This window comes from Deinococcus pimensis DSM 21231 (assembly GCF_000519345.1).
Lineage (GTDB): Bacteria > Deinococcota > Deinococci > Deinococcales > Deinococcaceae > Deinococcus_A > Deinococcus_A pimensis.
The window spans coordinates 317,850-341,568 of sequence record NZ_KI912671.1; the positions used below are offsets into that span (position 1 = coordinate 317,850).

Below are 23,719 nucleotides of genomic sequence, written 5' to 3' on the forward strand. Positions count from 1 at the left end.
GCTCGTTCCGCGACCGTCCCCTGCCCTGCTGTTCGCGCGGCATCACGTCCTCCGCGCCGTCAGGCGGACCGAGCTTTACCGACGTGACGACGCATGGCCGTGTCGATTGTTCGAGTGGGCGGAACGGGAGTGCCGGCAAACGAACGCGTGGCGGCACGTGCTCGGCTCGAGGCAGCGCGAGTTCACGGACCTGCGGCTGATCCTCGCCCACTCCAACGTCAGGTTGCGATGCGGCGCCCTCCATTCATCACACGTCACTCTACGACTCTCGCCGTGCACGCCACGAAACGAGGTGCCATGACAACCATCCCGACACGACACGACGCCCAGATGACCACGCCGCACCCGACCGGGAACGTCACGCCGCTGGACGTCGTGGTGATCGGCGGCGGTCAGGCGGGCCTCGCGCTGGGGTATTACCTGCAGCGGCTGAACTTGACCTTCGTGATCCTCGACGCGCAGGCCCGCACCGGGGACAGCTGGCGGCAGCGGTACGACTCGCTCGTGCTGTTCACCCCCGCCAAGCGTGACGCCCTGCCCGGCCTGCCCTTTCCCGGAAAGCGCGAACGTTACCCCACCAAGGACGAGGTTGCCGACTACCTCGAAGGGTACGCCCGGCACTTCCAGCTGCCCGTCCGCCACAGTACCCGTGTGCTGAGCGTGGAGGACCACGGGAGCGGGTACAGCGTGGACACCACCCGCGGTCCGTTCCGAGCGCGCCAACTCGTGATCGCGACCGGTCCGTTCGGCACGCCCTACCTGCCCGGTTTCGCTGACAAGCTCGATTCGGACGTGACGCAGCTACACAGCAGCGCCTTCCGGAACGCCACGCAGCTTCCCCCCGGGCGGGTGCTGGTGGTCGGGAGCGGCAACTCTGGAGCGCAGATCGCGGCGGAACTGTCACGTACCCACGACGTGACCGTCGCCCAGGGTCGACCGCAACCCCAGGTGCCTCAGCGGCGCCTCGGGCGGGACGTGTTCGACTGGCTGCACCTGCTCGGCCTCATGCACGTCTCTGCCGAGTCGCGGCTCGGCCAGCGTCTGAAGACCCAGGACCCGGCCATCGGTACGGACCTGCGCGCGCTCGCGAACCAGGGCGCCATCCGCCTCGCGGCCCGCGCCGTGAGCGCCGAGGCGCGCACGGTGACGCTCGCCGACGGCACGACCGTTCCCGTGGACGGCGTCGTGTGGGCCACCGGATTCAAACCGGACTACGGCTGGCTGCGTCTCCGCGCGCCGGTCCTCGACGATCAGGGCGAGCCGGTACAGCAGCGTGGAGTCACAAGAGCGCCGGGTCTGTACTTCCTGGGGCTGCCGTGGCAACGAAGACGCGGGTCCGCGTTGCTGGGCGGCGTGGGGAGCGACGCCCGCCTCCTCGCGCTGGAGATCGCGCGACGTCAGGTCGAGGACCGCGACCCGGCCGGCACATCCGACCTCGTCTGACGACGCGGCCAAGCGGTGGAAGTCGCGGGAGCTTCGGACCACCCCGGCGGAGGCGCGAAGTGACGGGCACCCGAACCGTACCACCGAGAAGCGCCCGGGCGGGAACGGGACGTCTCACGTGCTCCGCCCAGCGTCAAGACGGCCGCTGGTCTTGGACTTACCCTGCGAGCGCCCACTCGACCGCCGCGATCGCGTGTAGGGTGGTGGTGTCGAATACCGGGACGGAGCAGTCCTCAGGGCCAACCAGCAGCATGATCTCCGTACAGCCCAGGATGACGCCCTGCGCGCCGCGCTCAACGAGGTCACGCATGATTCGCACGTACTCGGCTTTGGAGTCCGGGTTTACCTGCCCCTGCACCAGCTCCTCGTAAATCACGCGATGCACGGTCCGTCGGTCCTCCTCGTCCGGGGTGAGGACGTCCAGCCCGTACTTTTCATGGAGTCGCCCGCGGTAGAAGTCGTGCTCCATCGTGAAGGCCGTCCCAAGCAGACCGACACGCGTGACGCCCTGCGCGAGGACACGTTCCGCGGTGGGGTCCGCGATGTGCAGCAGCGGGATCTCCACGCTCGTCTCGATGTCACGTGCCATGCGGTGCATGGTGTTCGAGCAGATCACCAGGACGTCCGCCCCGCCCCGCTCCAACCGACGCGCGGCGTCCTGCAGGACCGCCGTCGCGCGGTCCCACTCGCCCGCGTGCTGGTACCGCTCAATCTCCGCGAAGTTCACGGTGTACATCAAGCTCTGCGCGGAGTGCAACCCGCCGAGCCGGTCGCGGACCGTCTCGTTGATCACGCGGTAGTACTCGGCGCTGGACTCCCACGAGAGCCCGCCGATGAGGCCGATGGTCTTCATGCGCTCACCTCCCGGCGTGCCCCGCGCGGGCGTCGCTTTCGCCGCGTCCGGAGCGCCATTTGTCCTGCTCAGCCGTACCGTAACACAGCTGTCACCCGGGCGATACGCCTTCCCACCGACCCAGCATGACGCGCCGCTGCTTGACCGCGCCACTCGTGACCTGCCGTTGGTTCCGGCGGCCGCACGACCGAAACGGTAGGAGGTACGCCCTTCGGAGGAGGCGCCGCCTGACCCTTCGGACAATTCGCGTCCGCGCGGAGGACCGCATACTCCCAGTGAACGTCGACGCACGTCGCCTCGTGCGGGAAAGAGGTCTTATGAACCATGTCCAGGCCGCACCGTCCACACCGGTCCCATCGCCGCCACCCGCGGCGGTGCTGTCCTTGCGGCGCGTCACGAAACGCTACGGCGCGCAGACCGTCCTTGACGGGCTAGACCTCGCCGTTCCCACGGGCAGCGTCTACGGGCTGCTCGGCCCGAACGGGGCCGGCAAGACCACCGCGCTCCGCGCCGTGCTTGGCCTCACCGGCGTTCAGGACGGTGAGGTCCGGCTGTTCGATCAGCCCTGGCATCGTTCGAACCTCGCGCAGGTGGGCGCGCTGATCGAATCACCCACGTTGTACCCGCACCTCAGCGCCCAGGACAACCTGCGCGTGCACGCCACGCTCCTCGGGCTGCCAGTGGGCCGCGCCGACGACCGCATCCAGGAGGTGCTGGGCGAGGTGGACCTGTTGGCCGCGCTGCACAAACGCGCCGGGCAGTTCTCGTTGGGGATGAAGCAGCGTCTTGGTCTCGCCATCGCGATGCTGGGTCGTCCTCGGCTGCTGATCCTCGACGAACCCACCAACGGACTCGATCCGGTCGGAATCCGCGAGTTGCGCGACCTGATTCGTGACTTGCCCGCGCGTGGCTACACCGTGCTGATGTCCAGCCACCTGCTCGCCGAGGTCGCGCAGACCGCCTCACACGTGGGCGTCCTCGCGCACGGGCAGCTGAAGTACGAGGGGCCACTGGAGCAGTTGTTGCGTGGCAGCCGCGGCACCCTTGCCCTCGGCACCACCGACCCTGCCCGGGCGTTGAGCTGGCTGCGCGCGTCAGGAGTCGAGGCCAACGAACAACCGGACGGTACGCTTCACGCGGTTGTGCCCGAAGAGCGGGCCGCGCGTGTCGTGACCGACCTCACCGTCTCAGGTGTCACCATCACCCGCCTCGCGTATCTGCACGACGACCTCGAAACGCAGTTCCTCAAGCTGATCGGCAATTCCGTGGAGGTCACCGCATGAGCGCTCCGACCGTACTCGCTGACCATTCGTCCCATCGGCCTGCCGGTGTGAGCGCTGCGTTGCGCGCCGAGTGGCTCAAGTCCCGCCGGACCGCGGCGCTGTGGATTCCGTCCGTGGTGACCCTGCTCGTCGTCGGGATCGCCGTCGCGTCCGCACCCGACGTGAAGATGACGCTGATGATGCTCCAGATCCTCTGGCTGACGGCGTGGACGCCCATCTCGTGCGCCCTCACGGCCGGTATGAGCGCGGACCTGGAGAGCCGCGCGGGTGCGTGGCGTGTACTGCGCGCCCGCGCCACCCCACCGGTGACGCTGTACGTCGCGAAGCTGCTGTTCGTGTTCCTCGCGGTGCTCGCGTCGAATGTGCTGATGGCCGTGACGACGACGGTGCTTGGCGTGGCGCTGCACTCGGCGGACGCCTTCCCATGGAGCGTGGCCTGGCAGCTCGCCGGAATCGCCACCGTCGTGTCGGTCCCGCTGTTGCTGCTCCACCTGTGGATCGCCACCTGGCGTGGGCTGGGCGCGTCGCTGCTGGTCGGATTCCTCGGCTTGCTGCTCGCGCAGCCGGCCGGTCCGGTGTGGCCGTTCGTTCCGTGGACATGGTTCGGCAAGCTCACCTCCTCCGACGCGGCCGGACCGTCCTTGATGGTCGCCCTGCTCGTGGTCGGCGTCTGGACGGTCCTCGTCGCCACGTGGACGCTCCGGTGGTTCGCCCGTCGAGAAGACATCTGACCGACTGCGGGAGTGTGGGGCGACACGGGCCGTCCACACTCCCCACACGCACGAAGGGCGGGTGACGCCGGACGCGCGCACTTGGCGTCCGGTCACCGTGGCGCAACCCAGGGCAGAGCCAGTTCCCCTGCTGACCTGAACGCCTGGATCTCCCTGACTGGACCGTCGGCCCCCGTTCTCAGCGTGTTGGAAACCCGATTCCCAAAGGATCCGAGCGCTACCCGTCGGCTTCCCACCCTCTCTCGAAAGCAGGTTGACCATGACCACTGCACATCCTTTCCGCCCGGAGTTCCCGCTGCTTGTGAGCGTGACCGTGCTCGGTGTCGGCGTCCTCGCCACCGTGGCGTACGTCACCCGTCCTACCGCCGGACCGAACGAGGCCGCGCAAGCGGCGACGGCGCCCCTGCATCAGGTGACGTCGAGCCAGGTGCCCAAAGGTCTGGATTACGGCACGACCCGCACGTCCAACGCCGGGCTGTTCAAAATGACGTACACCCCAAGTGCGACGCCCGTCCCGGTGAACACCTTACAGACGTGGACGCTGCATCTCGAGACCAAGGACGGAGAGCCCATCAACGACGCCGAGATCAAGGTGGACGGCGACATGCCTCAGCACGGCCACGGGTTGCCGACCTCACCCCAGGTGACGAGGAAACTTGGACGCGGGGACTACCTCGTGGAGGGCGTCAGGTTTCAGATGGGCGGTTGGTGGGTGATGGAGTTCAAGGTCAACGCGCAGAACCGGACTGACACCGTCCGCTTCAACCTCATGCTTGAGGAGTGATCACCGGGAGGCCTGCAGCGCAGCGTGAAAGGATCCTACGTCCGAGGTCCTCGTGCTCGGCAGGCGCGACTGCGGGTACTGCTGGAGCCTTCTTGGCCGCGGCGGTGCCCGCTTCGGTTGCAGCGCGGGCGCTCGATGGTTCGCTGCTCGTCCGGTCGCGTCGGGAGGGGCGGTCAGGAAAGCGTGAGGATGCTGACGACGGCCGTAACCGTGTTGATGACGCTGTGCGCCCACCAGCCGGGCAGGACGCTGCCCGTGTGGTGCCGCAGCCAGCCGAACGCCCAATTCAGCGCGAACTGACACACGAGGACGGGCAGGAACTTCAGACTCAACGTCAGCAGCAGCAGATGCGGCACCACCCAGCAGGCAGCCTGCAGGGTGTTCCCGGCGAGGAAGCCGAGCCGGGTGGTGAACCAACTGCCGAGCACTCCACGGAACAGCAGTTCCTCACCCAGCGTGACGTACAACGCTTCACGTACAAGGATGATCAGGATGCCCCAAGTGTTGAGCTGCATCCCGGCGTACCGGGAGAGGCTGACGTTGGGACGGTGCCACACGGCGGGATCGACGCGGATCAGCGCGACCGCGACGAGCGCGGCCCCGACGGCAGCGACGAGGGTGGCGAGCAACAGCGCGTTCAGGTTGGTCCCGGCGAGGCCGATACGTTCCGCTGCGTCGTGCAGCGTCAGGCCGCGGGCGCGGAGGACGGCAAGTGACCAGATGCTCGGAATGCTCAACAAGACAAGCTGATACGGGAATTCCATGACTCACTCCTTGATGCTGATCGAGAGATAGATGCCTCTCCTTCCGAGCGTGAAGACTCTGAGCACCACCGAACACCACCGTCCGGTGGACGCGAAGGCCCAGCACGCACGTTCCTCCGTTCGCACCGCGTCCGTCCCTCAAGTCACCCGCGTCGAGTACGGACCTCTTGACCGCGAGACAGCGTGCCCTGATCGCGTCTCATGAGCCCACCCGCACTCGCTTGTCGTGGGCAGTCCGGATTTGCACGTGTGGAGTTGACCGCGCCGAACGGTGGAGGTGCAGCTCCACCGTTCAGTGGAGGTCCGTACCGTCAGGTCGTACGACCGCCGCGACTTTGAACGCATGCGACACTGAGGTGAACGTGATGACCCGCAATGTGGAACGACGACGCGCGCTTGTTCGTTTGGAGTGCTCGGCCAACCTGCTGGCGTCCTGGGCGTCGAGGTTCGCGCTCCGCCATGTTCGGCTCATGCAGACCGTGTCGATCAAGGGAGCCCTCAGGCGGCGCTGTCCGACGTTCACGGGAGCGTCCCTGCGGTGTGAACCGGCGTTTGGACCGACCGCTCGTGGTGTGCCGTGTGAAGTGCCCCTGGGATGGACGTCGTGCGTGACGCGGCCCGGGTGGCGTTTCAGCTTGTCGACATCTCGTGCTGCTTCGAGTTCCTCGCGATCATCACGTGGCCCGGACGGGATCGTTCGTGAAGCGTCGTGCGGTGATTCTGCCTGGTCTTCGCGTGATTCAGTGTGGAACAGGGCCCGTCCGAGGGGCGGGAACGGCGGACGCGCCCGCTCGTGGAGGTCACGGTGACGTGGAACCCGCAGGATGTGCTGCTCGCGGTGGCGATCCTGACGGCGAGCGCGCTCACGCTGTACCTCGACGTCGTCAAGCGGCAGAACCGCGAACGCAAAGCGCTGATCGACGAGTTGCGCGCCACCCGGGCGGACCTCGCGCAGGCCGAACGGCACGCCGGGGTGCTCGAGGAACGCGAACGGCTCGCGCGGGACCTGCATGACACCCTCGCGCAGGGTTTCGCGAGCATCGTGATGAACGTCGAGGTGGCGCGACATCACCTTCGACACGACCACGCACGCACGGAACACGCGTTGACGCTTGCCCTGCGCTCCGCGAGAACGCACCTGGAGGAGGTCCGGCGGGAGGTGAGGGCGCGCCGCACCCACCACCTCGATAAGGAAGACTTCCCCTTGGTGCTGACCCGCGCCGTGCACGCCTGGGCCGCGGAAACGGACGTCATCGTCACCGTCAGGGTGAAAGAAGACCTTCCGGCACTTCATCCGCAGCAGGAGGTGACGTTGCTGCGGGTCACGCAGGAGGCGCTGGCTCACATCCAAGCGCACGCCGTGGCCCACGAGGTGCGTGTGACCGTCACGGCCTTTCCGGATCGTGTCACGCTGGACGTAATGAACGACGGCGCCGGATTCAACCTTCCCGCTGCGACGTCGCCGGCAGCTGGGCAGCACGGCGATCGCGGGTTGAGCGGCATGCGCGCACGGGTGACCTTGCAAGGCGGTCATTTCGACGTGAAAAGCCACCCGCGCGACGGGATGGTGGTGTCGGTCTCGCTACCGCTCGTTCAGGCGCCACGCATCCGAAGACCAGAACAGAAAGGACAAGAGGATGACGCCGTTACGCGTGTTGCTCGTTGACGATCACGAAGTGGTGCGGGCGGGTCTGCGGGGCCTGCTCACCGCCGATGGAACCTTTGAGGTGGTCGGTGAAGCAGGAGACGGGCGTGAAGCGATCGACCTCGTGGAGACGCTCGAGCCGGATGTGGTGCTGATGGACCTGCGGATGCCGAACATGGACGGCGCGGCTGCCACCGCCGCCATCAAAAAGCGCTTCCCACGCACGCAGGTGATGGTGCTGACCACCTACGACACGGACGGAGACATCCTCAAAGCGGTCGAGGCGGGCGCCGCCGGGTACCTGCTCAAGGACACCCCGAGGCTGGAGCTGCTCAAGGCGGTGCACATGGCCGCACGTGGACAGACGCCGCTCGCGCCAAGCGTCGCGGCGCGTTTGATGGAGCAGATGCGCCGCCCGAAGCTCGAACCGCTCACCGCAAGGGAGATGGATGTGCTGCGCCTCGCGTCCGAAGGGCTCGCGAACAAGGAGATCGGCAAGCACCTGTTCATCAGCGAAGCGACCGTCAAGTCACACCTGATCAACATCTACAGCAAGCTGGGCGTGGACTCCCGCACGGCCGCCGCTCGACGCGCCACGGAGCTCGGCTTGATCTGAACGCAGTGCGCGCCCATCACCCGTTCGGATGACCTCCGACGCCCGCTGAGCCGCCCTCACCCGCAGCGCAGCGCGTCAACCACCAATCGGTGGATCGGATCCGCTGCAAACGAGCGATGACGCAGCACCGCCACGCGAGCACACTGGACTCAGCACGACGCGACAGGACTCCGCTTCGAATCAGCGAAACGAGGTCCTTGAGCACCCAACCCGCGCGTTCGGTCCGAGCGACTGCGCGCAGCATGAAAGAAGGGGGCAGGCCCACGGTGGCGTCCGGCGACGCCCTGCCCGTCATCGCCCGACGCGCCGACCGGACCTGACGCCGACCCGCTCCTGTCCGTTCACGTCCGCCACGTGACCGTTCCGCTGGCTGACTCGTCGTTCCACGCGGCCTCACCGCGCCGTGGCACCTCAAGGAGGCAAGATGACCACGTCTACTGACCTGATGGACCGGCTGACGCACCTGATTGACCGGCAGACGCAGCTCAACGTCGACGCGGTGTACTATCACGATCGCGCCGCGCCACGCGCGTACCTCCTCGCGGAGGACACCGCCCGGACGCTGTTCGAATTCCGACGTGACATCGAACCGATCCTCAACCCCAACCGGATCAGCGACTTGCACCTGCAACGCCGTCTGCTTGACCACTTCGCGCGCCGCTACCGGCACAGCATCTACGACGCGTTGCAGTTCGTGACGTTCGACGCCGCGCACGACCGGCTGGTCGAACGGGTCTACCTGACGTTCTGTCATGGCTTGTGGTCCGTGCTGCAGTGCGCGCGGACCGAGCAGGACCTCGCCGCTCGTCTGCAGCTGCACGCCGTCAAGCATCACCGGCAACTTCGTCTGGTCACGCGAAGTCTGTTCGAACAGCACGCCAGCGTCGTCAACGTTCAGGCGCTCAAGGCGGTCACGTGCGCACAGTACAGCCCGGAGTTGCAGCTGGAGGTGCTGGGACTCGACGAGGCCACGGTGAATGGACCGCTCCTCGACGTGGGCTGCGGAGAAGACGGACGGCTGGTGCAGTACCTTCGCACCCGACATGTCCACGCGGTCGGTGTGGATCGGCTGGTCACACCGCACCCGGCGTTGTTCGAGCTGGACTGGCATGACCTGCCCGCCGAGCAGGAACGGTGGAACACCATCACATCCCACCTCGCCTTCTCGCATCACTTCCTCTACCATCACCAGCGCGCCAGCCACGAAACCGTTCGCTTCGCGCGCACCTTCCAGCGGCTGCTCTCGAACCTCACCGTCGGAGGGACCTTCGCGTACGCACCGTCACTGCCGTTCATCGAGCAGCTCCTGCCCGACCACACCTACCTCGTCACACGACAGGACATCCCCGCGCCCGCACCACCTCAAGGGCAAACGACAGCCCCGCTGCTGCAACGCACGCAAATCCGCAAACTGCGCTCGTCCAGCCAGACTTGACGATCAAAGTTGACCTCAACGACGTCACCTTCCCTGGGACGCGTGAAAGGTACCTGAGCGCGCACCATCGCAGCTACGTCGCCAAGGACACGAGGCTTGAAGGTCGCCTTCGCTGCCACGACAAGACGGAGCGGTTGATGTCAGAGCGGCGATGAAGCCGTTCGTTTCTCAAGGGATCACCTACATCGTAAGCAGCCGAGGCAGCGCCTGTCCTTCGTCGCGGGTCATGTCAACGTCCGCGGACTGACCCTGATCGGCTCGGCGCGACCGAACCCAGGTCGAGCAGCCCCCTTTCCCGACGCTCGACTCGTTGACTCACTGCAGCGCTCCCTGCGTCGCGTGTAAAGGGCGGACCAGACCTGCTCAGTCCGTCAACGTGCCCTGCGGTGTGAGCGCACTGTCCACCAGCGGCAAATCGTACGGCAATCTGATCTGCACCGCCGTGCCTTCACCAAGGGCGCTTTCCACTTCCACGGCGCCTCCCGCGGCATGGACACGCGCCGTCAACCCGGGCAGGCCCTGACCACCGTCCGGGCGCATCGCAGCTTGTTCCGCCTGATGCACGTCGAAGCCACGTCCGTCGTCCACCACGTCCACCACGAGATGCTCGGAAAAGGCCGTGACGGTCACATGCACGGCTCGCGCATGGGCGTGTTTCGCCACGTTCGTGAGGGTCTCCTGCACCACCCGCAGCACCACCACTTCCTGCTGCGGGTGCATGGGCGGCACCTCGTCAGCGAACGAAAGGACCGCGTGTACTCCGGACGTGTCCTGCCAGTCCTGCAGCACCCGCGTGAGCGCCTCCTTGAGCGAGTGACCCGCCAGCTGCCCGGGACGCAAGGCCCACACGACCCGCCGGACCTCCCCGAGGTGCTCGCGGGCTGTGCGGACACTGAGACGCGCCGCGTGGTCGAGCGCGAGCGGGTCCGAGCTTACGCTCGCCGCCTCAAGGGTCGTGGCGATGCTGATCAAGCCCTGCGCGAGGGTGTCATGCAGGTCCCGCGCGAGCCGTTCGCGTTCCTCGAGCACCCCGGCGTGCCGTTCGGCCTGCGCGAGGTCCGCCCGGGTGGCGCGCAACTCGTCGATCAGCGCTTTGCGTTCGCGGTTCTGCCGCTTGACGACGTCGAGGTACAGCGTGAGCGCGCTCGCCGTGAGGATCGCCACCACCGCGAACAACGCGTCACGTGCAGGCCAGAGTCGCGTGAGGTCCATCAAGTCCTGGAGGGCGGGCGCACCGCTCCGCAGCCACTGCTCCACAGCGAACCGCACGAGCACCGCGACGGACAACCCGACGACGCTGAAGATCGACGCGCGCGCCTCAAGCCGCAGGATCGCCTGAATGGCAAGAAAGAACAACATCAGCGAGAAGGCGGGATGCAGAGCCAGCAGCACCAGCCACAAGCTCCACATCAGGATGAACCTTGCCGGCCTGACCTGTTCGAGCGTGCGGAGCGTGTCTCGTCGTGTGATGAGAAAGTACAGCAGGGCCATGACGCCAACGGAGGTCAGCACCAAGCCCCGTTCGGTGTGCCAGCCGAGCCTGACCTGCAACGCACTGGGCTGAAAGGAGAACAAGGTGGACAGCAGCAGACCCAGATAGAAGCCCCAGCGCAACAGCGCGCCCTGCCGGTTTTCCACGTACGTCGTCATGATCTCCATTCCAGTGTGCGAAAGGGAAGTTGGCGTCTGTCAAGCCCGACCGCAAGGCCGTGCCGCTCTGGTTTGCAGCGAGGGGTCACGACCGCGCGTGGCGAAGCACACCATTGTGAGGTGAGTTCCGCTTTCCCACCAAGGTGTTTCATGCGCGTCACCAAGGTTCTTGACCTGTCCCTGCAGGACCACCCGCGCGTCGAGCCCCGCGTGCACCTCACGACCATCCGCAACTCCCGCCCCGGCCGGACCCCGACGTGACACCCGTGGCTGCTCATCGACTCAAGACGTACGCGCCTCCCACGCCATCAACCGCGACGCATCCGAGCGTCAGGCCCGTTGATCGCGGCCCGTGCCGTGCAGCGCTCGCCATCGCTCCCCTCCCGAAGGCTCGGCGACCCACGGTGGGAGCGCTTGTCCATCTCAATGGACACGACGAGCGTCACGCACCGACAGCGCCGCAGGAAAACCTCGGCCCATGCAAGCTGTTCCCGCGTCGTCCGTATCGTACCTCTCGGCGAAATCCCGATGACGTCGAGGGGACACGCCGCGCGAAGCGCAGTTCCGTACAATCCAAACCATGGGTCTCGACGAAGGGTACATTTACGTCCTGTCCAACCCTGCATTTCCAGGTGTCCTCAAGATCGGCAAGACCCGGAACGATCCGTTCGATCGCGCGCGTCAGTTGCACTCGACGGGTGTACCGGTCCCGTTCCGTGTCGAAGCGGCCGTGCGGGTCATGGACATGAGCCTGGTCGAGCGTGAACTACACGCACACTTCCATGACACACGACTGTCGAACAACCGGGAATTCTTCAGGGCGGACCTCAAGGAGGTGCTGTCCAGGTTGATCGAGTACGCCCGGGTGTCGGCCGACTCGCCGCATATCGAAGAACAGCCGCGCTCCGCCCCTCCTGAATCCGCTCGGCATCCTGGCTGGTACGGCAAGGCGGTCGAGCTTCGCTGGATTCACGGCACGCACCCTCGCCGCATCGCGGACGAACTGCGGCTGGATCCCTTGGTGGTGGAGTCGTGCGTCTCAAATTTCCGGCCCCATCTCGTCCGGCATCCGAAGTACGGTGAGGGCATCTTCGAACTGAGTTCGGGAGAAGGGCAGGCGCGGGTCGTTCGCGTGAAGTTCGACCGGTATGGTGCCGTCGCCGTCAACCCCAACGAAGAGCGGCTGACGTTGGTGACCATCATTTGATCGCGGTCGCCACGCCTCGTTCGTGGTCGGGGACTGGTTCCCAAGGTCGGCAGCGCGGGCAGATCCGCCATCATCCATCCACCCCCACGTCCTCGCGTGAGCGTCTGTTTTTGAACGTCGTCGTGAAGTATGACGCTTCCAACTCCCGAGGCGAGACGTACCCCCCGCTCACGATCACGCCGAGACGCTCGCCGGGAGCGGGAACGTACGCGCCGGACAGGAGCGCGGCGAGCGCAACGACCCCGCCAGGCTCAGCGAGGACACGCAGGTCGTCCCACAATTGCCGTTGCGCCAGCATGATGGCGGCCACGTCCACCAGGACGACCGCGTCGACGAACCGGCGGGTGAGGTCGAACGCGACCCGACCGACCCTCCGGCAGCCCAACGAGTCCGCGCCGAACCCATCGACGGGGACGTCCACCGGCGCGCCCGCCGCCAATGCCGCGCGCATCGGCGCGCATCCAGACGGTTCGACGCCGACGAGCTTGACGCGCCCGTCGTACCACGCGCCCATGCCGCCAATCAGACCGCCACCACCCACCGCGACGAGCAGCGTGTCCAGTTCCGGGGCCTGCTGTTCAAGCTCCAACGCGAGGGTCCCCTGACCGGCAATGACCGCGAGGTTCTGGAAGGCGTGCACGTTCAGCGCACCTGCATTCCACGCGTACGCTTCACAAGCGTCGGCGGCTTCGGCAAACTCGCGTCCGTGCTGCACGACCCGTGCGCCGTGCCGTTCGATGTGGTCGCGTTTCAAGGGCGGCACGCTGGACGGCACGAACACCCGCGCCTCACGACCCAGCGCCCGCGCGGCGTACGCGACGGCGGCGCCGTGATTTCCTTCGGACGCGGTGACGACCTCGCTCGGCACGTCCAATGCAAGCAACGCGTTGAACGCGCCTCGGACCTTGAACGACCCGGTGTGCTGCAACTGCTCGAACTTCAACGTCACCGGGCACGGCAGGTTCAACTCGCCTCCATGCAGGTGCATGATCGGCGTGGTCCGGACATACGGACGAATACGGTTCATGGCTTCGCGGATGCGTCTCGGTGACGTCACGGTCTTCTCTCCTTGAAAGTGGCCATCGAAACGAACCCAGCGTTGATCAGAACGGGTTTCCGGACGGCGGGCGGGGCACGCATGGATGATCGACCCACACGTGTCACGGAAGGACGGACGTGCTGGCCGGACGGTCGGTCACCACCGAGCAGCTGGCCAGCACCAAGTCTCCAAGACCGCTGCGGATCAGCACGACCGTGACGGCAGCACCGGAACGAAGAAGGAACAAGTGATCGAATCCGACCTTCACACGAGGCGCGACCTCGAAGCCAAGCTGAACCCATCGGGCGGGCAGCGCCTCAAGGTAGCTCCGACGACCGTACCGCTCCACCTCAGGGCCACGCAGCACGAACGCTTCGGTGCTCACGCACACGCCGTCAAGGCCCAGCGTACGCGCCGCCCCTTGCAACGAGGACATGATGACCGGGCGGCCGTTCAAGGGCAGTTCACGGCTGAACGCCGGCAAGGTCAGACCGATCATCCGGGCGCGCGGTCCCGCCAGGTCCGCAAGGGCTGCAGGGCTGAACACGCACGTGCCGAGCAGCAGAAGCGCCGAACGACGGACAGAACGCATACCGCGAGGATACGAAGGACCGAGCGGCGCGTCCTCCACCGTTTGGTGGAGGGCCCCGTCAGCCTACACGCGACTGCCGACAATCATTGACGCGGAAGAAACGAGACGTGTGCCGACTCGCTGGTCATCGTCCTGATCGAGTTCGGAAACGCGCCGTGCGTGATGCTGTTCGAGGGTTCCAGCTTGAGGAGCGATGCTGCCGGTCGGAATGCCCCCTGCGTTTCTCACGCTGGTGCTGCCTTGGGCACGCGGCGGCTTGTGTCTTGATCCAGCTGCACCGGCGGCGTCCCGTGGCGGGTCCGTCCGCGTCATCACGGATGTCCTCCTGGGAGGATGACCGCTCCACCCTTTGGTGGAGGCCGCCGAGCACCGGACGGAGGACGCAGGGAACGGCGTGGGCGTCGACACTGCAGGCACGTGGGCACCCAGCCGGTCACGCATGCAGCTGGCTGGTGTGGACACCCCGCGTGGAGGAACCTTATGAAGAAGCTGACTGCCCTCGTGGTCGCAATGACCGCCGCCACCACCGCCCTCGCGATGCCGGCCGACGCCGTGGACGTCTACATCAGCAACAACGCCGGACAGGCCGGTCTGATCGACGTGTACGTCGACGGGGTCCGCACCGCGTCCCGGTTGTTTCCCGGAACGAGCACCATGTTCCCCGTCAAACTTGCTGCGGGTAGGCATGCCGTCATCGTGACGAGCGCCAACGCCAACGGGATGGGCTCGACGATCTTCAGCGCGGACGTGACGATCACACGCAACCAGGAGCGCGCGCACCTCGTGCTCGGCACGAACGACAAGAACGACCTGAAACTCAACGTCAAGACCTACAGCCTCTCCTTCTGACGATCCGTCGACGTCAAGGAACGGAGCGACGCGAGCCGCGCGTCGCTCCGTTCCTTGATACCCAGGGCAGGAGCACGGCTGGCCGAGCCACACGCGGTCAATCCACCTGTGGTCGACCGCCCTGACCTTCACGCCAACGAACGCTTACGGCAGGGCAGCGGCACCGACGCCTCCGCGGACCCGGACGCCGGGTGCGCGGGTCGATCACCACGAACGTCAGGACTACGCAAGAGCGCGTGACCGGCCTTCAGGACGAGCGCGGGTCGATCGCGCTGTCGACGGTGATGCGTGGCCAGACGGACTGCTCACCGTCCTTGGACGGGCAGAAGGGGTTGGACAACGTGAACGCAGCGACAGGAACGTCGGTTCCACTCATCAACTCACCCACACCCGAGTCATGAAACAGGTGCTCAGCCGGTGGCCACACCTCGCACGTCCTCAGCGGGCGTCACTCGTCGGCCGTGTTCACCAAAACATCCCAGCGCGGGGACATCGTGACCACGTGTCGGCGCAGCACGACTCCACCGATCGGTTGATGTCCAAACAGACCGACCGGTGGTCCTATTCGGGTGTATCGGCCTGCACACTGGCGACATGAGACGGCGTCACGACCGCGAGCAACACACCACGTTTCGACTGTTGACGAGGCCCGGCGCGATCCGCGAACGTCGCGCTGAGCGCAGGACACGTCGACCCCAACGCTGCTCACCCGAAGATCGCAGGAGGGCAACATGCCGTCAACAAAGCGGTCCACTTCATCTGCACCACAACAGCAACGAGCCATGCGGGTCATGCAGGCCGTCGCGCCCGTCACCGCATTCCACCTTAGCCTCGCGCTGAACATCAGTCCTGCCGCGGCGGGGATGCTCCTCAAGCGGCTGCACGAGCATGCCCTGGTGATTTCTGTCGGCACCATCCGCCTTCGACGGTTCGGGGCGCCCGCGCGTCAATACGTCCTTGCGCGAACCGCCGTCGGTCCATTGCGGCGGCCCGACTGGCTTTCCCGAACACCTGGAGAATCCGACGCACCCGTGACCGACCCTCTGACACGTGGCTATGCCTGCAGCATCGTGGGCTTCCTGGAACGCCCTTTGACCGTGTGCGACGGCCCTCCACTCTGCGCCGGGTTATGGCGCCGTGACGTCAACCTGCGCATCACAGACGTGCCAAGGGAACGGACCCGTCTCATCCATCGGCACCTCACTTGAACGTCAACGACCGCCCGACCGGCGCGCTTGCCCTGACGCACGCTCAGACAAGGGACCACCTGCGACCACGACATTCCGCTCGATCTCGACTCCCGCATCTCGTGAACGTCCTTGAGGTCCAGCTTTCGACACGACAATCCACTGGCTGTGAATTCACCTGGCCTGCACGGACGACCTGTCACGCTCAGCGCACCGAAAGAGACGGGTCGGTGACCTCGCGTGGTGAGGCCATCGGCCGAGAATCCTACCGATCAACCTGACAGAAGAGGAGCATCATGACTCAGCGGGTTCTACGTTTGATTTCGGCACGTTCCTTGGGTCTTCTGAGCACCGCCCTGTTCTCCGCACAGGCGTCCACACTCGACGCGTCCACCCTCCGACGCATCGACACCTTCGTCCAACAGCGGATGCAGGCGGGTGGTGTCCCTGGCGTGGCCATCGCCATCGTCAAGGACGGAAGGGTACTGACACGCGCATATGGCGTTGCGGACCTGGCGTCGCGCCGCCCCATGTCCAGGTACACCCCGGTGGGGATCGGCTCGACCACCAAGACCCTCACAGCGCTCGCGGTCATGCAACTTGTCAGTGCAGGTCGAGTCGAACTCGACGCGCCCGTGCGAGACTACCTTCCAGAGTTCACCCCGTCTGACCTTCGCGCCCGTCGAATCACGGTTCGGCAGCTGCTCAGCCATACGTCCGGACTTCCCTCATCCACCGCGCTGGACCGCGACATCAGTCCACAAGCGCCCATGCGCCGCCTGCAGGCCCTGCTCGCCAATCCTCTGACGAGCGACCCCGGCAGCCGGTTCGAGTATGCCAACGATGGCTATGTCATCCTCGGCGTTCTCATCAGCCGCGTCAGCGGTCAAACCTACGAAGAGTACCTTCGCCGTCACGTGTTCGAACCGCTCAGGATGAACCGCGCCACCTTCGACGGTCGTGAAGCGGAACGGCTGGGATTGAGCCGCTCGTACCTCAAGTACGACCAGACGTATGAGGCCATGCGACTTCCGTTCACCCGTAGCCTCAACCCGGCAGGACTGCTGATGATGTCTGCGAACGACGCCGGCTTGTACCTCAGGGCACTGCTCGCCACTCACCAGGGCAGGACCTCCGTGCTGCGCCCCGCACTGCTCAACGAGATGTGGTCCAAGCAGGCGACCATGAACTCAACCCGGGATTACGGCCTGGGGTGGATGCTCAACACGACCAATGGAGCCGGCGTGGTCTACCACAGCGGCAACATTCTCGTCAGCGGGTCGATGTTCCTGCTTGACCCTGCCAACGGACTGGGGGTGGCGGTGTTGTCCAACATTGTGTCGCGGACCAAGGACGAAGTCGCTCAGGGGCTGCTGGATCTGCTGCGGGGCCGCACCCCCGAACCTTCCAGGATGCCTCCCGCGCGCCCCAGCACTGATTTCAAGCAGGATCCCGCGCGGTGGACGTCGATCCTCGGAGAGTACGACTCACCGAACGAAGGTCACCTTCGCCTCACGGTGCGGGAGGGAACGCTGGTCGGTGAAATCGCCGACCCGTACCTTCCGATGGAGTTCAGGCTCCGCGAGGTGGCCGAGGGGAAGTTCGTGGCCTACAGCAGCTACATCCCCTTCGACAATACCGACTTCACCTTTGAGGTCGCGCCGGACGGGAGGACGAACTTGCTCGTGAACGGCCAGGTTCACGCCGTCCGAGTTCTCCCATGACAAGTCGCATGAAGGCTCCCGTCCTTCAGTGTCCAGCCCGGACGGCACTCGAAAAGTGTTCGAGAGCGGCGTGAAGCACGCTGCTCCGACCTTCGAAAGCAGGATCGTCATGGTGCAAGGATGGATGAGGTCACCACTGTTGCAGCTGGACACCGAAGATGTCCCGGAAGTCGCAGAACAAATCAACGAACGGCACGTAGGCGAGTTGCAGCTGACAACCGAGTGCTTCCAGCGCGCGGGCCGGGACATACAGTTGTCCTCCGACCATCACGGGCTTCCCGGCGAGCGGCAGCGACGCACCGTTGAGTGTTCCGGTGACCCGTCCGATCTGTACAACGAGACGGTTCGACTTGCCGGTGAACTCGTACGAGCCGTCGGGACGTCGGCTCACCAACCCGACGTCCCGGAACCGGACGGCCGGGAAGTACAGCCGACCCGGCGTCGCTCCGTTCGGACGGGGCAAGGCACCGTCGACCCTCTCCCCGGACACGCTCGTAGAGGTCTTCAGCGTACTCGACGAGCCTGCCGTTGCGCGATGGGACTCCCCTTCGAGCACCGTCGGCATCATTACGTCCCCATCATCCACGTGTGATCTGCTGAGGTTCGTCCAGAGTGCCCGCGCCCAAGGTCCGTGACCGTGACGTCGACTGAACCCTCCTCCTGGTCAATTCGCGTGAGGCGCCGCGAGTTCAGGACGGTACTCGAAGTGCATGGTGTCGTAGTGGTACCACCGTCCTCCCCACACGAACCCGTGCCGCTCGAAGATGCGCACCAGCGCCAGGGGGACCCGGTTCCGGTAGGTGAGGCCCCGCGCGCCCTCCTTCGCGCCCGACCAGCGCCAGTAATCCGACACGCGCGTGTTCACGTCGATCGCGATCCCGTACGCGTGTGTGCTCCGCCGCGACGAGCCCGCGATGGTGCGCCACACGAACGTCCCCGCCGATGGCCGCACAAACGCCAGCAGTTCCGGCTGCTTCGCCACGTCCGCCGCGACCAGCGCGAGCGCGCGGTCCGCGCCGTTCACCTTTGAGAACAGCAGCGTTTGCCCAAACCACGCGACCCCCACGAGGTTGCGCTGCACCTCCCCCGAGGAAGCGCCGTACATCTTCTCGAACAGCGGCTCGAACCGCATTCGACCCGGATCCACGTTCCAAGCCGGAGGTGTGATCGGCGCGAGCGACGGGTACGGCACGCTCATCTGATCCGCGAGGTCCGCGTGGTCGAGCCGCTCCACGTACGACGCGGGCGTCCGCCCGACCTCGAAGGGCATGCGCGTTCCGTCACGCCAGACGACGTCGTTCCCGTCGACGCGCTCTAGGAACGCCGGGTACGCTTCGACCAGACGCTGCGCCCCGTTTGATGCGGCCGGAGCGATCGGGTTGGCGCTCACGTGCGTCAACGCCGCGAGACCCAGCAGCGCCCCCCTCAGTGGGTACAGTAGTTGATCCACGGCGTCTGCCCCGGCGTACCCGTCCGGTTGATCCGCACGAAGGTCGTGAAGTCCCCGTTGTCGCTGATGTACCGCTGGAACGTCAGACGCAGCGGCCCAAACGTACTCGTCTTGTCCCGGAAGGTGCCCGCGTTCATGGCGTCCAGCCACGCGCTCATCGCGTTCTGCCGCTCCGCGCGGATGTTGAAGCACTTCAGGGCGACACGCACGACCACGTCGCGCAGCACGCGCCGCTCGGCGGGTGTGAGGTACTCGCGCAGCGCGAGGATGCTGAGGTCCGTGACGCGGCCGCCCGTCCCCGCGTTCCCGACGAGCATGCCCATCGCGAGGGTCGTGCCGTCCGAGGTCTGGTACTGGAAGCTCAGCAGGTTCGGGAGGGGTTGTGAGAAGGACCGGACGGCCCGGTCGCCGGTGAGGAGGCCCTTGATGGGTTGGCTGGCGGCGGACGCGGCGCCGGTGGTCAGAAAGGACAGCAGCAGTAGGGCGCGGGTCATGCCACGAGTCTAACCAGCCGGCCACGGTCCGGCGGCGCAGATGAGGCGTCCTGCAGCGCCTCCAGGCGTACCTGGAGAAGGCGCGGTCTGCGAGCCGTTTCTCCTCGACGGGTCTCGAAGTACATAAGCGCAGCCTCGGCCCTGCCTCAAACGAGCCCCTAACTGTTCAGAGAGTTGTGTCGTTCACCGTGAGGGACAAGACGTCGTGCAGAGCGCCCAGCAGGTGCATGACATGAGCAGCGGAAACCGCGTTGGACTCGAAGTGGACCTGCACCCGGAGGGTGGGGCCCTCGCTCTGAGCGTACAGGCGGGTGATCGCGCACTGCTTGCGGGCGAGGAGCGACAGAACGCGACGGAGGGCGGTGGGTTCGTCGTTGAGGGTCATGTGAAGCTGGGTCATGCTGCTCCTTTCAAACAAAAACCCCCGAACCGGTGGGTTCGGGGGTACGCGGCCGGGAACTGTCAGCCTTGGGAAGCCCCGCTGCTGGCAATAATGGCGTGGTGACGGCGCGTCGTCATGGGATCAGTGTACAAGGATCACACACGCGCTTGCCGCTTTGCGGTAAGGAGAAGCAGGGCGGGTCGCTCGGGCTGCGCTTTGAGGGTGGATGCGGTGTGGACGCGCTGCAGCTTGTTGCATCACTTTCCAGAATCGCTCTGTTAAGAGGTGAAGCTCAATACCCGCGGCGTCGACCCGGGCCTACTAGGATAGGCTCTGCACGCGCCAGACGTCGACACGCTTGAACCGCAGGTCCTCCGCGTCCAACCACACCTCTACCGAGTCGCCCACGAACCACCACACCCAGCGGTTCCCCTCCACGAGTCGCCGGTAGACGCCTTCCTCTCCTGACAACGCGTCGTCCATCCGCGGCGCTCGTTTGCGCACCGCCACGTCCCACACCACCGCCAGGTCTGTTTCGAGCACCAACGCCCTAACGTCCGTCAGGACTTCGAACCGTTTGCTCTCGGTCGCGTCCTCTGCGCGATCCACCCAGCGGAACGCCCCATCGGGCGACACCGCCACCCCCGTCAAGGACGAGTTCCGTGGAATCACCGCTGGGAAGGTCAGCACGACCTCAACATTCCCATCCTGCTCTTCCATCCGACAAACCAACCCTGAACCGGACATGCTCAGGAACCACCCCGGCTCGTACACCTCGAACGCGCTCACGTCACCCGACATGGGCTCAGTGTGCCGCGCCTTTCAGGTCCTCGTGGCCGCTTGTCGCGCTTGGACATCAGAGCCGCCCGGCACACGTTATCGGAAACCTGCCTGTCTAGCTCGCGGCGGCAACTCAGCAGCTGTTTCCAGACGAGTTGTGGGGTCTCGCAGCTCCACTTCTTCCGGTCCCTCCGCGGCCCAAGAGTGGTCGTCCTCGTCTCGACAACAGCGCGGTGCTCAGCGGCATCTTGTTTGTCCTGCGCTACGGCCTTCCTTGGCGTGCCTTGCCCCGACAACTCGGGTTCGGAAGTGGCTTGACGTGCTGGCGCCAGTTCAAGGAGTGGCAGGCCGCAGGTGTCTGGACGGCTTTGCACCGTGCCGTTCTGGAACAGTTGCACACCGCTGAGCTGCTCGATCGGTTGCGGGCGTCGCTTGACTTGGTCAGCATTCCCGCCCCAAAAGGTGGGAAGGCTTGCGGACCGTGTCCGACGGTCCGTGGCAAGAGCGGCTCGAAGATCCATCTGCTGGTGGACCGGGCCGGGACGCCGTCGGCGCTGACCGTGTCGGGCGCGAACGTGCACGACAACCGGCAGTCGGAAGCGACGGTCGACGCAGTCCCGCCAGTTCGGAACGGTCGGCCAGGACGCCCTCGGCGGCGGCCGTCCAAGTTGCGCACGGACAAGGCCTACGACGCGCGCTGGTGTCGCAGAGCGCTCAGGGCTCGGCGAATCAAGCCGAGGATCGCGCGACTTGGCGTGGAGTTGAGCGCGCGGTTGGAACGGCATCGGTGGTGTGTGGAGCGGTCACTCAGTTGGCTGGTGGGGTTTGAGAAGCTCGCGGTGAGGCAGGAGCGATGTGTGGAGCTCTACCGCGGCTTGTGCTTGCTGGCCTGCGCGGTCATCGGAGTTCGCCGTCTCGGTGATAGGTGGTGAGACGTGCCTCTTAACCCTATGCAAGACAGCGAAAAGCGACTACCAGGACGGTGGTCGCGGTTGAATCACGAGTTAAGATGTCGCTCGTTCGCCTCGCGCGCGCGATTTCGGCTCCACCCGCGTCACAAGGGGCCGCAGGGGCACGTCCCTGATTTCCACCGGGTAGCGTTCCAGGAACGTCTTGAGGCCCCGCTTGGGCTTCGGGACGAACACGATCAGACGCGTGAGCTCGGGGCGCGTGCCGTCGAACAGGCGCGTGGCGAGCAGCCGGATCGCCTGCGAGCTGAAGGTCGTCGCGCGCGCGCTCACGCATACCACCTTCCCCTCAGGATCGGTCATGCGGGCGTGCGCGTTGCCGTACACGCGCGGCTCCGGGTTCAAGTAGCCCTCAAGGAGCAGCAGCGCGACCGAGCGGCGCACCGCGACGTTGTTCACGAGGGCCTGCACGGTCGGGTGGTACAGGTTCGTAAGACCCACCGCGAGGCGGCCCTCACGGGTGAGGTACATGATCCGCCCGAAGGGCGTGTCGATCACGTCCGCGAGGTCACGGCGTTTCACGCGCAGGTACGCCCCGTCCCCGTACTGCTTCTTGAAGTCGTTCAGCTCACACCCGCCCCAGTCCGCGAGGTCCTGAAGCATGGCGTGAAGGTCCGCGTCCGTCATGACACAACATTACAGGGCGAAGTGCCCATGACCACGGCGCGAACGCGGCCACGGGACCCAGGAAGCGAAAGCAACGCCCGCGTTACGGCGTCGGACGTCAGAAGCGGAACTCCACGCCCAGCCGCGCGCCACTCACGACGCCTCGCGACGCGTCCGCCTGAAGATCGGTTCCCTGCCCGCGGTTACTGAGGAAGTACCGCGCGCCGAACTCCCCTGTAAGGGCCAGCGCGTCGTTGAGCGGGTAGTCCACACCGAGCAGCCCGGAGACGTACACGTCGGCCGCACTCGATGCTGTGATAGACCTGGAGGCGCTCCACATCACCCCGGCACCCAGGCCGAGCGAGGGCGTGATGCCCGCGACATCGAGGTCACGCGCGAGCACCGCTTCCAACGTGAGGGCGCCCACGCCCGACGTGAATCCCAGCCCGAAGCGCGCGCCAAATCCCGCGAGAACGTTCCGGACGCCGAACGTCGCTTCGACACGCACGACACCCACGCCGGTCTGCCCGGGCGGTGGTGGCGTGACCGCCACGCCCACGAACGAGGCCCGGGCGCGGGGTGGCGTGGCCTCCTGCACTTCCGGAGCGGGCCGCGCGGGCGGAAACGCCGGGGATGGAGGCCTGCTGCCGGACCCGTCCTGCTTCCCTGCCGTCGAGGCGACCTCCCGCGTCGAACGAACGCTCAGGAGCGCCGCGAGGGCCGTCACGGCGTCCTCCAGCGCGTCGATCCGCTCGGCCGTGAAGGCGGGCGCGGTGGTGGCCGTCACGCCGTCCCGCGCGAGAAGAGCACGCACCTGCTCCTCCAGGCCGCGCAGGCGTCCCTCCTGCTCTGTCACGCGCCGCGCGGCGGCGTCCACACGACCCGAGACGCGGACCAGCTCGTCGACGACCTCACGCAGGCCTGCCACGACCACTCCGGTCTCCCAGGCTGTCAGTGTCGCGTCCTTCAGATCGCCGCTCGACAGGGCGCGGTGAAGGATCATCGCGGCCTGGTACCGCGTGAGGGGACGCTCACCCCGGAACGTTCCTTCCGGATACCCCGAGAGCAAGCCGCGCTCCATCAGGACCCGCACGGCCTGGCGCGCGGGGTGCCCGGCGGCAACGTCGGTGGCGGTCACGGCGCTCGCGGTGGGAGGGGAGGTCGGGGCGGCGTCCGCAGCGCTCGTGAAGGGGGTCAGCACGGCAACGAGGGGCAGGACGAGCAGAAGCGTTCTCAC

General features: G+C 66.2%; 24 protein-coding genes. 12 read left to right on the top strand and 12 right to left on the bottom strand.

Annotated features, from left to right (window positions below; translation table 11 throughout):
- Positions 1-297: 297 nt before the first annotated feature.
- Positions 298-1,443, top strand: a complete 1,146-nt coding sequence (locus tag DEIPI_RS33365) for a flavin-containing monooxygenase (protein WP_245588613.1) — start codon at positions 298-300, stop codon at positions 1,441-1,443.
- 157 nt (positions 1,444-1,600) lie between these two features.
- Here the strand turns inward: DEIPI_RS33365 and DEIPI_RS0121255 are convergent, their stop codons facing one another.
- The gene (locus DEIPI_RS0121255) at positions 1,601-2,296 is read right to left on the bottom strand and encodes an aspartate/glutamate racemase family protein (protein WP_027483103.1); all 696 of its coding nucleotides are present in this window, start codon (positions 2,294-2,296) and stop codon (positions 1,601-1,603) included.
- Positions 2,297-2,613: 317 nt separating this feature from the next.
- On the opposite strand from DEIPI_RS0121255, the gene DEIPI_RS33370 reads away from it, so the two are divergent.
- The 3 genes from DEIPI_RS33370 to DEIPI_RS33375 all read left to right on the top strand — a co-directional run bounded on the left by DEIPI_RS33370 (position 2,614) and on the right by DEIPI_RS33375 (position 5,094).
- The gene (locus tag DEIPI_RS33370; protein ID WP_084474713.1) at positions 2,614-3,579 is read left to right on the top strand and encodes an ATP-binding cassette domain-containing protein; all 966 of its coding nucleotides are present in this window, start codon (positions 2,614-2,616) and stop codon (positions 3,577-3,579) included.
- A gap of 47 nt (positions 3,580-3,626) precedes the next feature.
- Positions 3,627-4,310 (top strand): ABC transporter permease, encoded by a 684-nt coding sequence (locus tag DEIPI_RS0121265; RefSeq protein ID WP_169737179.1) that lies wholly within the window; start codon positions 3,627-3,629, stop codon positions 4,308-4,310.
- Between the two features lie 259 nt (positions 4,311-4,569).
- On the top strand, positions 4,570-5,094 hold the full coding sequence (locus DEIPI_RS33375) for a FixH family protein (RefSeq protein ID WP_084474719.1): 525 nt from the start codon (positions 4,570-4,572) through the stop codon (positions 5,092-5,094).
- Between the two features lie 173 nt (positions 5,095-5,267).
- Here DEIPI_RS33375 and DEIPI_RS0121275 read toward each other — a convergent pair whose 3' ends face one another.
- The gene (locus DEIPI_RS0121275) at positions 5,268-5,858 is read right to left on the bottom strand and encodes a CPBP family intramembrane glutamic endopeptidase (protein WP_027483105.1); all 591 of its coding nucleotides are present in this window, start codon (positions 5,856-5,858) and stop codon (positions 5,268-5,270) included.
- A gap of 805 nt (positions 5,859-6,663) precedes the next feature.
- Here DEIPI_RS0121275 and DEIPI_RS33380 point away from each other — a divergent pair.
- The 3 genes from DEIPI_RS33380 (at position 6,664) to DEIPI_RS35930 (ending at position 9,554) form a co-directional block, all read left to right on the top strand.
- Entirely contained in the window at positions 6,664-7,524 is an 861-nt protein-coding gene (locus DEIPI_RS33380; RefSeq protein ID WP_169737180.1) for a sensor histidine kinase, read from the top strand.
- A complete protein-coding gene (locus DEIPI_RS0121290) occupies positions 7,511-8,119 on the top strand; it encodes a response regulator transcription factor (RefSeq protein WP_281173252.1) in 609 nt (202 codons plus the stop codon). Before DEIPI_RS33380 ends, DEIPI_RS0121290 begins: the two co-directional genes overlap by 14 nt.
- Before the next feature lie 424 nt (positions 8,120-8,543).
- On the top strand, positions 8,544-9,554 hold the full coding sequence (locus DEIPI_RS35930; RefSeq protein WP_157463864.1) for a class I SAM-dependent methyltransferase: 1,011 nt from the start codon (positions 8,544-8,546) through the stop codon (positions 9,552-9,554).
- 363 nt (positions 9,555-9,917) lie between these two features.
- Here DEIPI_RS35930 and DEIPI_RS35935 read toward each other — a convergent pair whose 3' ends face one another.
- Positions 9,918-11,204, bottom strand: a complete 1,287-nt coding sequence (locus DEIPI_RS35935) for a sensor histidine kinase (RefSeq protein WP_169737181.1) — start codon at positions 11,202-11,204, stop codon at positions 9,918-9,920.
- 580 nt (positions 11,205-11,784) lie between these two features.
- On the opposite strand from DEIPI_RS35935, the gene DEIPI_RS35940 reads away from it, so the two are divergent.
- Positions 11,785-12,411, top strand: coding sequence for a GIY-YIG nuclease family protein (locus tag DEIPI_RS35940; protein ID WP_084474722.1), 627 nt, complete (start codon positions 11,785-11,787; stop codon positions 12,409-12,411).
- A 70-nt stretch (positions 12,412-12,481) separates the two neighbouring features.
- Here the strand turns inward: DEIPI_RS35940 and DEIPI_RS33400 are convergent, their stop codons facing one another.
- Positions 12,482-13,468, bottom strand: a complete 987-nt coding sequence (locus DEIPI_RS33400; protein ID WP_084474725.1) for a threonine/serine dehydratase — start codon at positions 13,466-13,468, stop codon at positions 12,482-12,484.
- A gap of 103 nt (positions 13,469-13,571) precedes the next feature.
- The gene (locus tag DEIPI_RS33405; RefSeq protein WP_027483107.1) at positions 13,572-14,042 is read right to left on the bottom strand and encodes a hypothetical protein; all 471 of its coding nucleotides are present in this window, start codon (positions 14,040-14,042) and stop codon (positions 13,572-13,574) included.
- 480 nt (positions 14,043-14,522) lie between these two features.
- Between DEIPI_RS33405 and DEIPI_RS35945 the strand changes: the two genes are divergently transcribed.
- From DEIPI_RS35945 to DEIPI_RS0121335, 3 genes are all read left to right on the top strand, one after another.
- Entirely contained in the window at positions 14,523-14,891 is a 369-nt protein-coding gene (locus tag DEIPI_RS35945) for a hypothetical protein (protein WP_052351903.1), read from the top strand.
- 731 nt (positions 14,892-15,622) lie between these two features.
- On the top strand, positions 15,623-16,099 hold the full coding sequence (locus DEIPI_RS38245; protein WP_157463865.1) for a hypothetical protein: 477 nt from the start codon (positions 15,623-15,625) through the stop codon (positions 16,097-16,099).
- A 275-nt stretch (positions 16,100-16,374) separates the two neighbouring features.
- Complete coding sequence (locus DEIPI_RS0121335) at positions 16,375-17,802, top strand: serine hydrolase domain-containing protein (RefSeq protein WP_027483108.1); 1,428 nt, start codon at positions 16,375-16,377, stop codon at positions 17,800-17,802.
- 130 nt (positions 17,803-17,932) lie between these two features.
- Here the strand turns inward: DEIPI_RS0121335 and DEIPI_RS0121340 are convergent, their stop codons facing one another.
- The 5 genes from DEIPI_RS0121340 to DEIPI_RS0121360 all read right to left on the bottom strand — a co-directional run bounded on the left by DEIPI_RS0121340 (position 17,933) and on the right by DEIPI_RS0121360 (position 20,929).
- Positions 17,933-18,370 (bottom strand): stalk domain-containing protein, encoded by a 438-nt coding sequence (locus tag DEIPI_RS0121340; protein ID WP_027483109.1) that lies wholly within the window; start codon positions 18,368-18,370, stop codon positions 17,933-17,935.
- A 96-nt stretch (positions 18,371-18,466) separates the two neighbouring features.
- A complete protein-coding gene (locus DEIPI_RS33415) occupies positions 18,467-19,252 on the bottom strand; it encodes a M15 family metallopeptidase (protein WP_157463866.1) in 786 nt (261 codons plus the stop codon).
- Positions 19,228-19,746 (bottom strand): hypothetical protein, encoded by a 519-nt coding sequence (locus tag DEIPI_RS35950; protein ID WP_052351904.1) that lies wholly within the window; start codon positions 19,744-19,746, stop codon positions 19,228-19,230. The genes DEIPI_RS33415 and DEIPI_RS35950 overlap by 25 nt, the downstream gene beginning before the upstream one ends.
- Before the next feature lie 166 nt (positions 19,747-19,912).
- Complete coding sequence (locus DEIPI_RS0121355) at positions 19,913-20,146, bottom strand: hypothetical protein (protein WP_027483110.1); 234 nt, start codon at positions 20,144-20,146, stop codon at positions 19,913-19,915.
- A 303-nt stretch (positions 20,147-20,449) separates the two neighbouring features.
- Positions 20,450-20,929, bottom strand: coding sequence for a hypothetical protein (locus tag DEIPI_RS0121360; protein ID WP_027483111.1), 480 nt, complete (start codon positions 20,927-20,929; stop codon positions 20,450-20,452).
- A gap of 119 nt (positions 20,930-21,048) precedes the next feature.
- Between DEIPI_RS0121360 and DEIPI_RS36955 the strand changes: the two genes are divergently transcribed.
- The gene (locus tag DEIPI_RS36955) at positions 21,049-21,840 is read left to right on the top strand and encodes an IS5 family transposase (protein WP_084474728.1); all 792 of its coding nucleotides are present in this window, start codon (positions 21,049-21,051) and stop codon (positions 21,838-21,840) included.
- 72 nt (positions 21,841-21,912) lie between these two features.
- On the opposite strand, the gene DEIPI_RS0121365 is transcribed toward DEIPI_RS36955, so the two are convergent.
- Together DEIPI_RS0121365 and DEIPI_RS0121370 are read right to left on the bottom strand one after the other, a co-directional pair.
- Positions 21,913-22,503, bottom strand: coding sequence for a hypothetical protein (locus tag DEIPI_RS0121365; protein ID WP_027483112.1), 591 nt, complete (start codon positions 22,501-22,503; stop codon positions 21,913-21,915).
- Positions 22,504-22,600: 97 nt separating this feature from the next.
- The gene (locus DEIPI_RS0121370) at positions 22,601-23,719 is read right to left on the bottom strand and encodes an S-layer homology domain-containing protein (RefSeq protein WP_027483113.1); all 1,119 of its coding nucleotides are present in this window, start codon (positions 23,717-23,719) and stop codon (positions 22,601-22,603) included.

Coding starts and splice junctions, on each gene's coding strand:
- DEIPI_RS33365 (WP_245588613.1), top strand. CDS start 298: ATGACAACCATCCCGACACGACACGACGCCCAGATGACCACGCCGCAC.
- DEIPI_RS0121255 (WP_027483103.1), bottom strand. CDS start 2,296: ATGAAGACCATCGGCCTCATCGGCGGGCTCTCGTGGGAGTCCAGCGCC.
- DEIPI_RS33370 (WP_084474713.1), top strand. CDS start 2,614: ATGAACCATGTCCAGGCCGCACCGTCCACACCGGTCCCATCGCCGCCA.
- DEIPI_RS33375 (WP_084474719.1), top strand. CDS start 4,570: ATGACCACTGCACATCCTTTCCGCCCGGAGTTCCCGCTGCTTGTGAGC.
- DEIPI_RS0121275 (WP_027483105.1), bottom strand. CDS start 5,858: ATGGAATTCCCGTATCAGCTTGTCTTGTTGAGCATTCCGAGCATCTGG.
- DEIPI_RS35930 (WP_157463864.1), top strand. CDS start 8,544: ATGACCACGTCTACTGACCTGATGGACCGGCTGACGCACCTGATTGAC.
- DEIPI_RS35935 (WP_169737181.1), bottom strand. CDS start 11,204: ATGACGACGTACGTGGAAAACCGGCAGGGCGCGCTGTTGCGCTGGGGC.
- DEIPI_RS35940 (WP_084474722.1), top strand. CDS start 11,785: ATGGGTCTCGACGAAGGGTACATTTACGTCCTGTCCAACCCTGCATTT.
- DEIPI_RS33405 (WP_027483107.1), bottom strand. CDS start 14,042: ATGCGTTCTGTCCGTCGTTCGGCGCTTCTGCTGCTCGGCACGTGCGTG.
- DEIPI_RS35945 (WP_052351903.1), top strand. CDS start 14,523: ATGAAGAAGCTGACTGCCCTCGTGGTCGCAATGACCGCCGCCACCACC.
- DEIPI_RS38245 (WP_157463865.1), top strand. CDS start 15,623: ATGCCGTCAACAAAGCGGTCCACTTCATCTGCACCACAACAGCAACGA.
- DEIPI_RS0121335 (WP_027483108.1), top strand. CDS start 16,375: ATGACTCAGCGGGTTCTACGTTTGATTTCGGCACGTTCCTTGGGTCTT.
- DEIPI_RS0121340 (WP_027483109.1), bottom strand. CDS start 18,370: ATGATGCCGACGGTGCTCGAAGGGGAGTCCCATCGCGCAACGGCAGGC.
- DEIPI_RS35950 (WP_052351904.1), bottom strand. CDS start 19,746: ATGACCCGCGCCCTACTGCTGCTGTCCTTTCTGACCACCGGCGCCGCG.
- DEIPI_RS0121355 (WP_027483110.1), bottom strand. CDS start 20,146: ATGACCCAGCTTCACATGACCCTCAACGACGAACCCACCGCCCTCCGT.
- DEIPI_RS0121360 (WP_027483111.1), bottom strand. CDS start 20,929: ATGTCGGGTGACGTGAGCGCGTTCGAGGTGTACGAGCCGGGGTGGTTC.
- DEIPI_RS0121365 (WP_027483112.1), bottom strand. CDS start 22,503: ATGACGGACGCGGACCTTCACGCCATGCTTCAGGACCTCGCGGACTGG.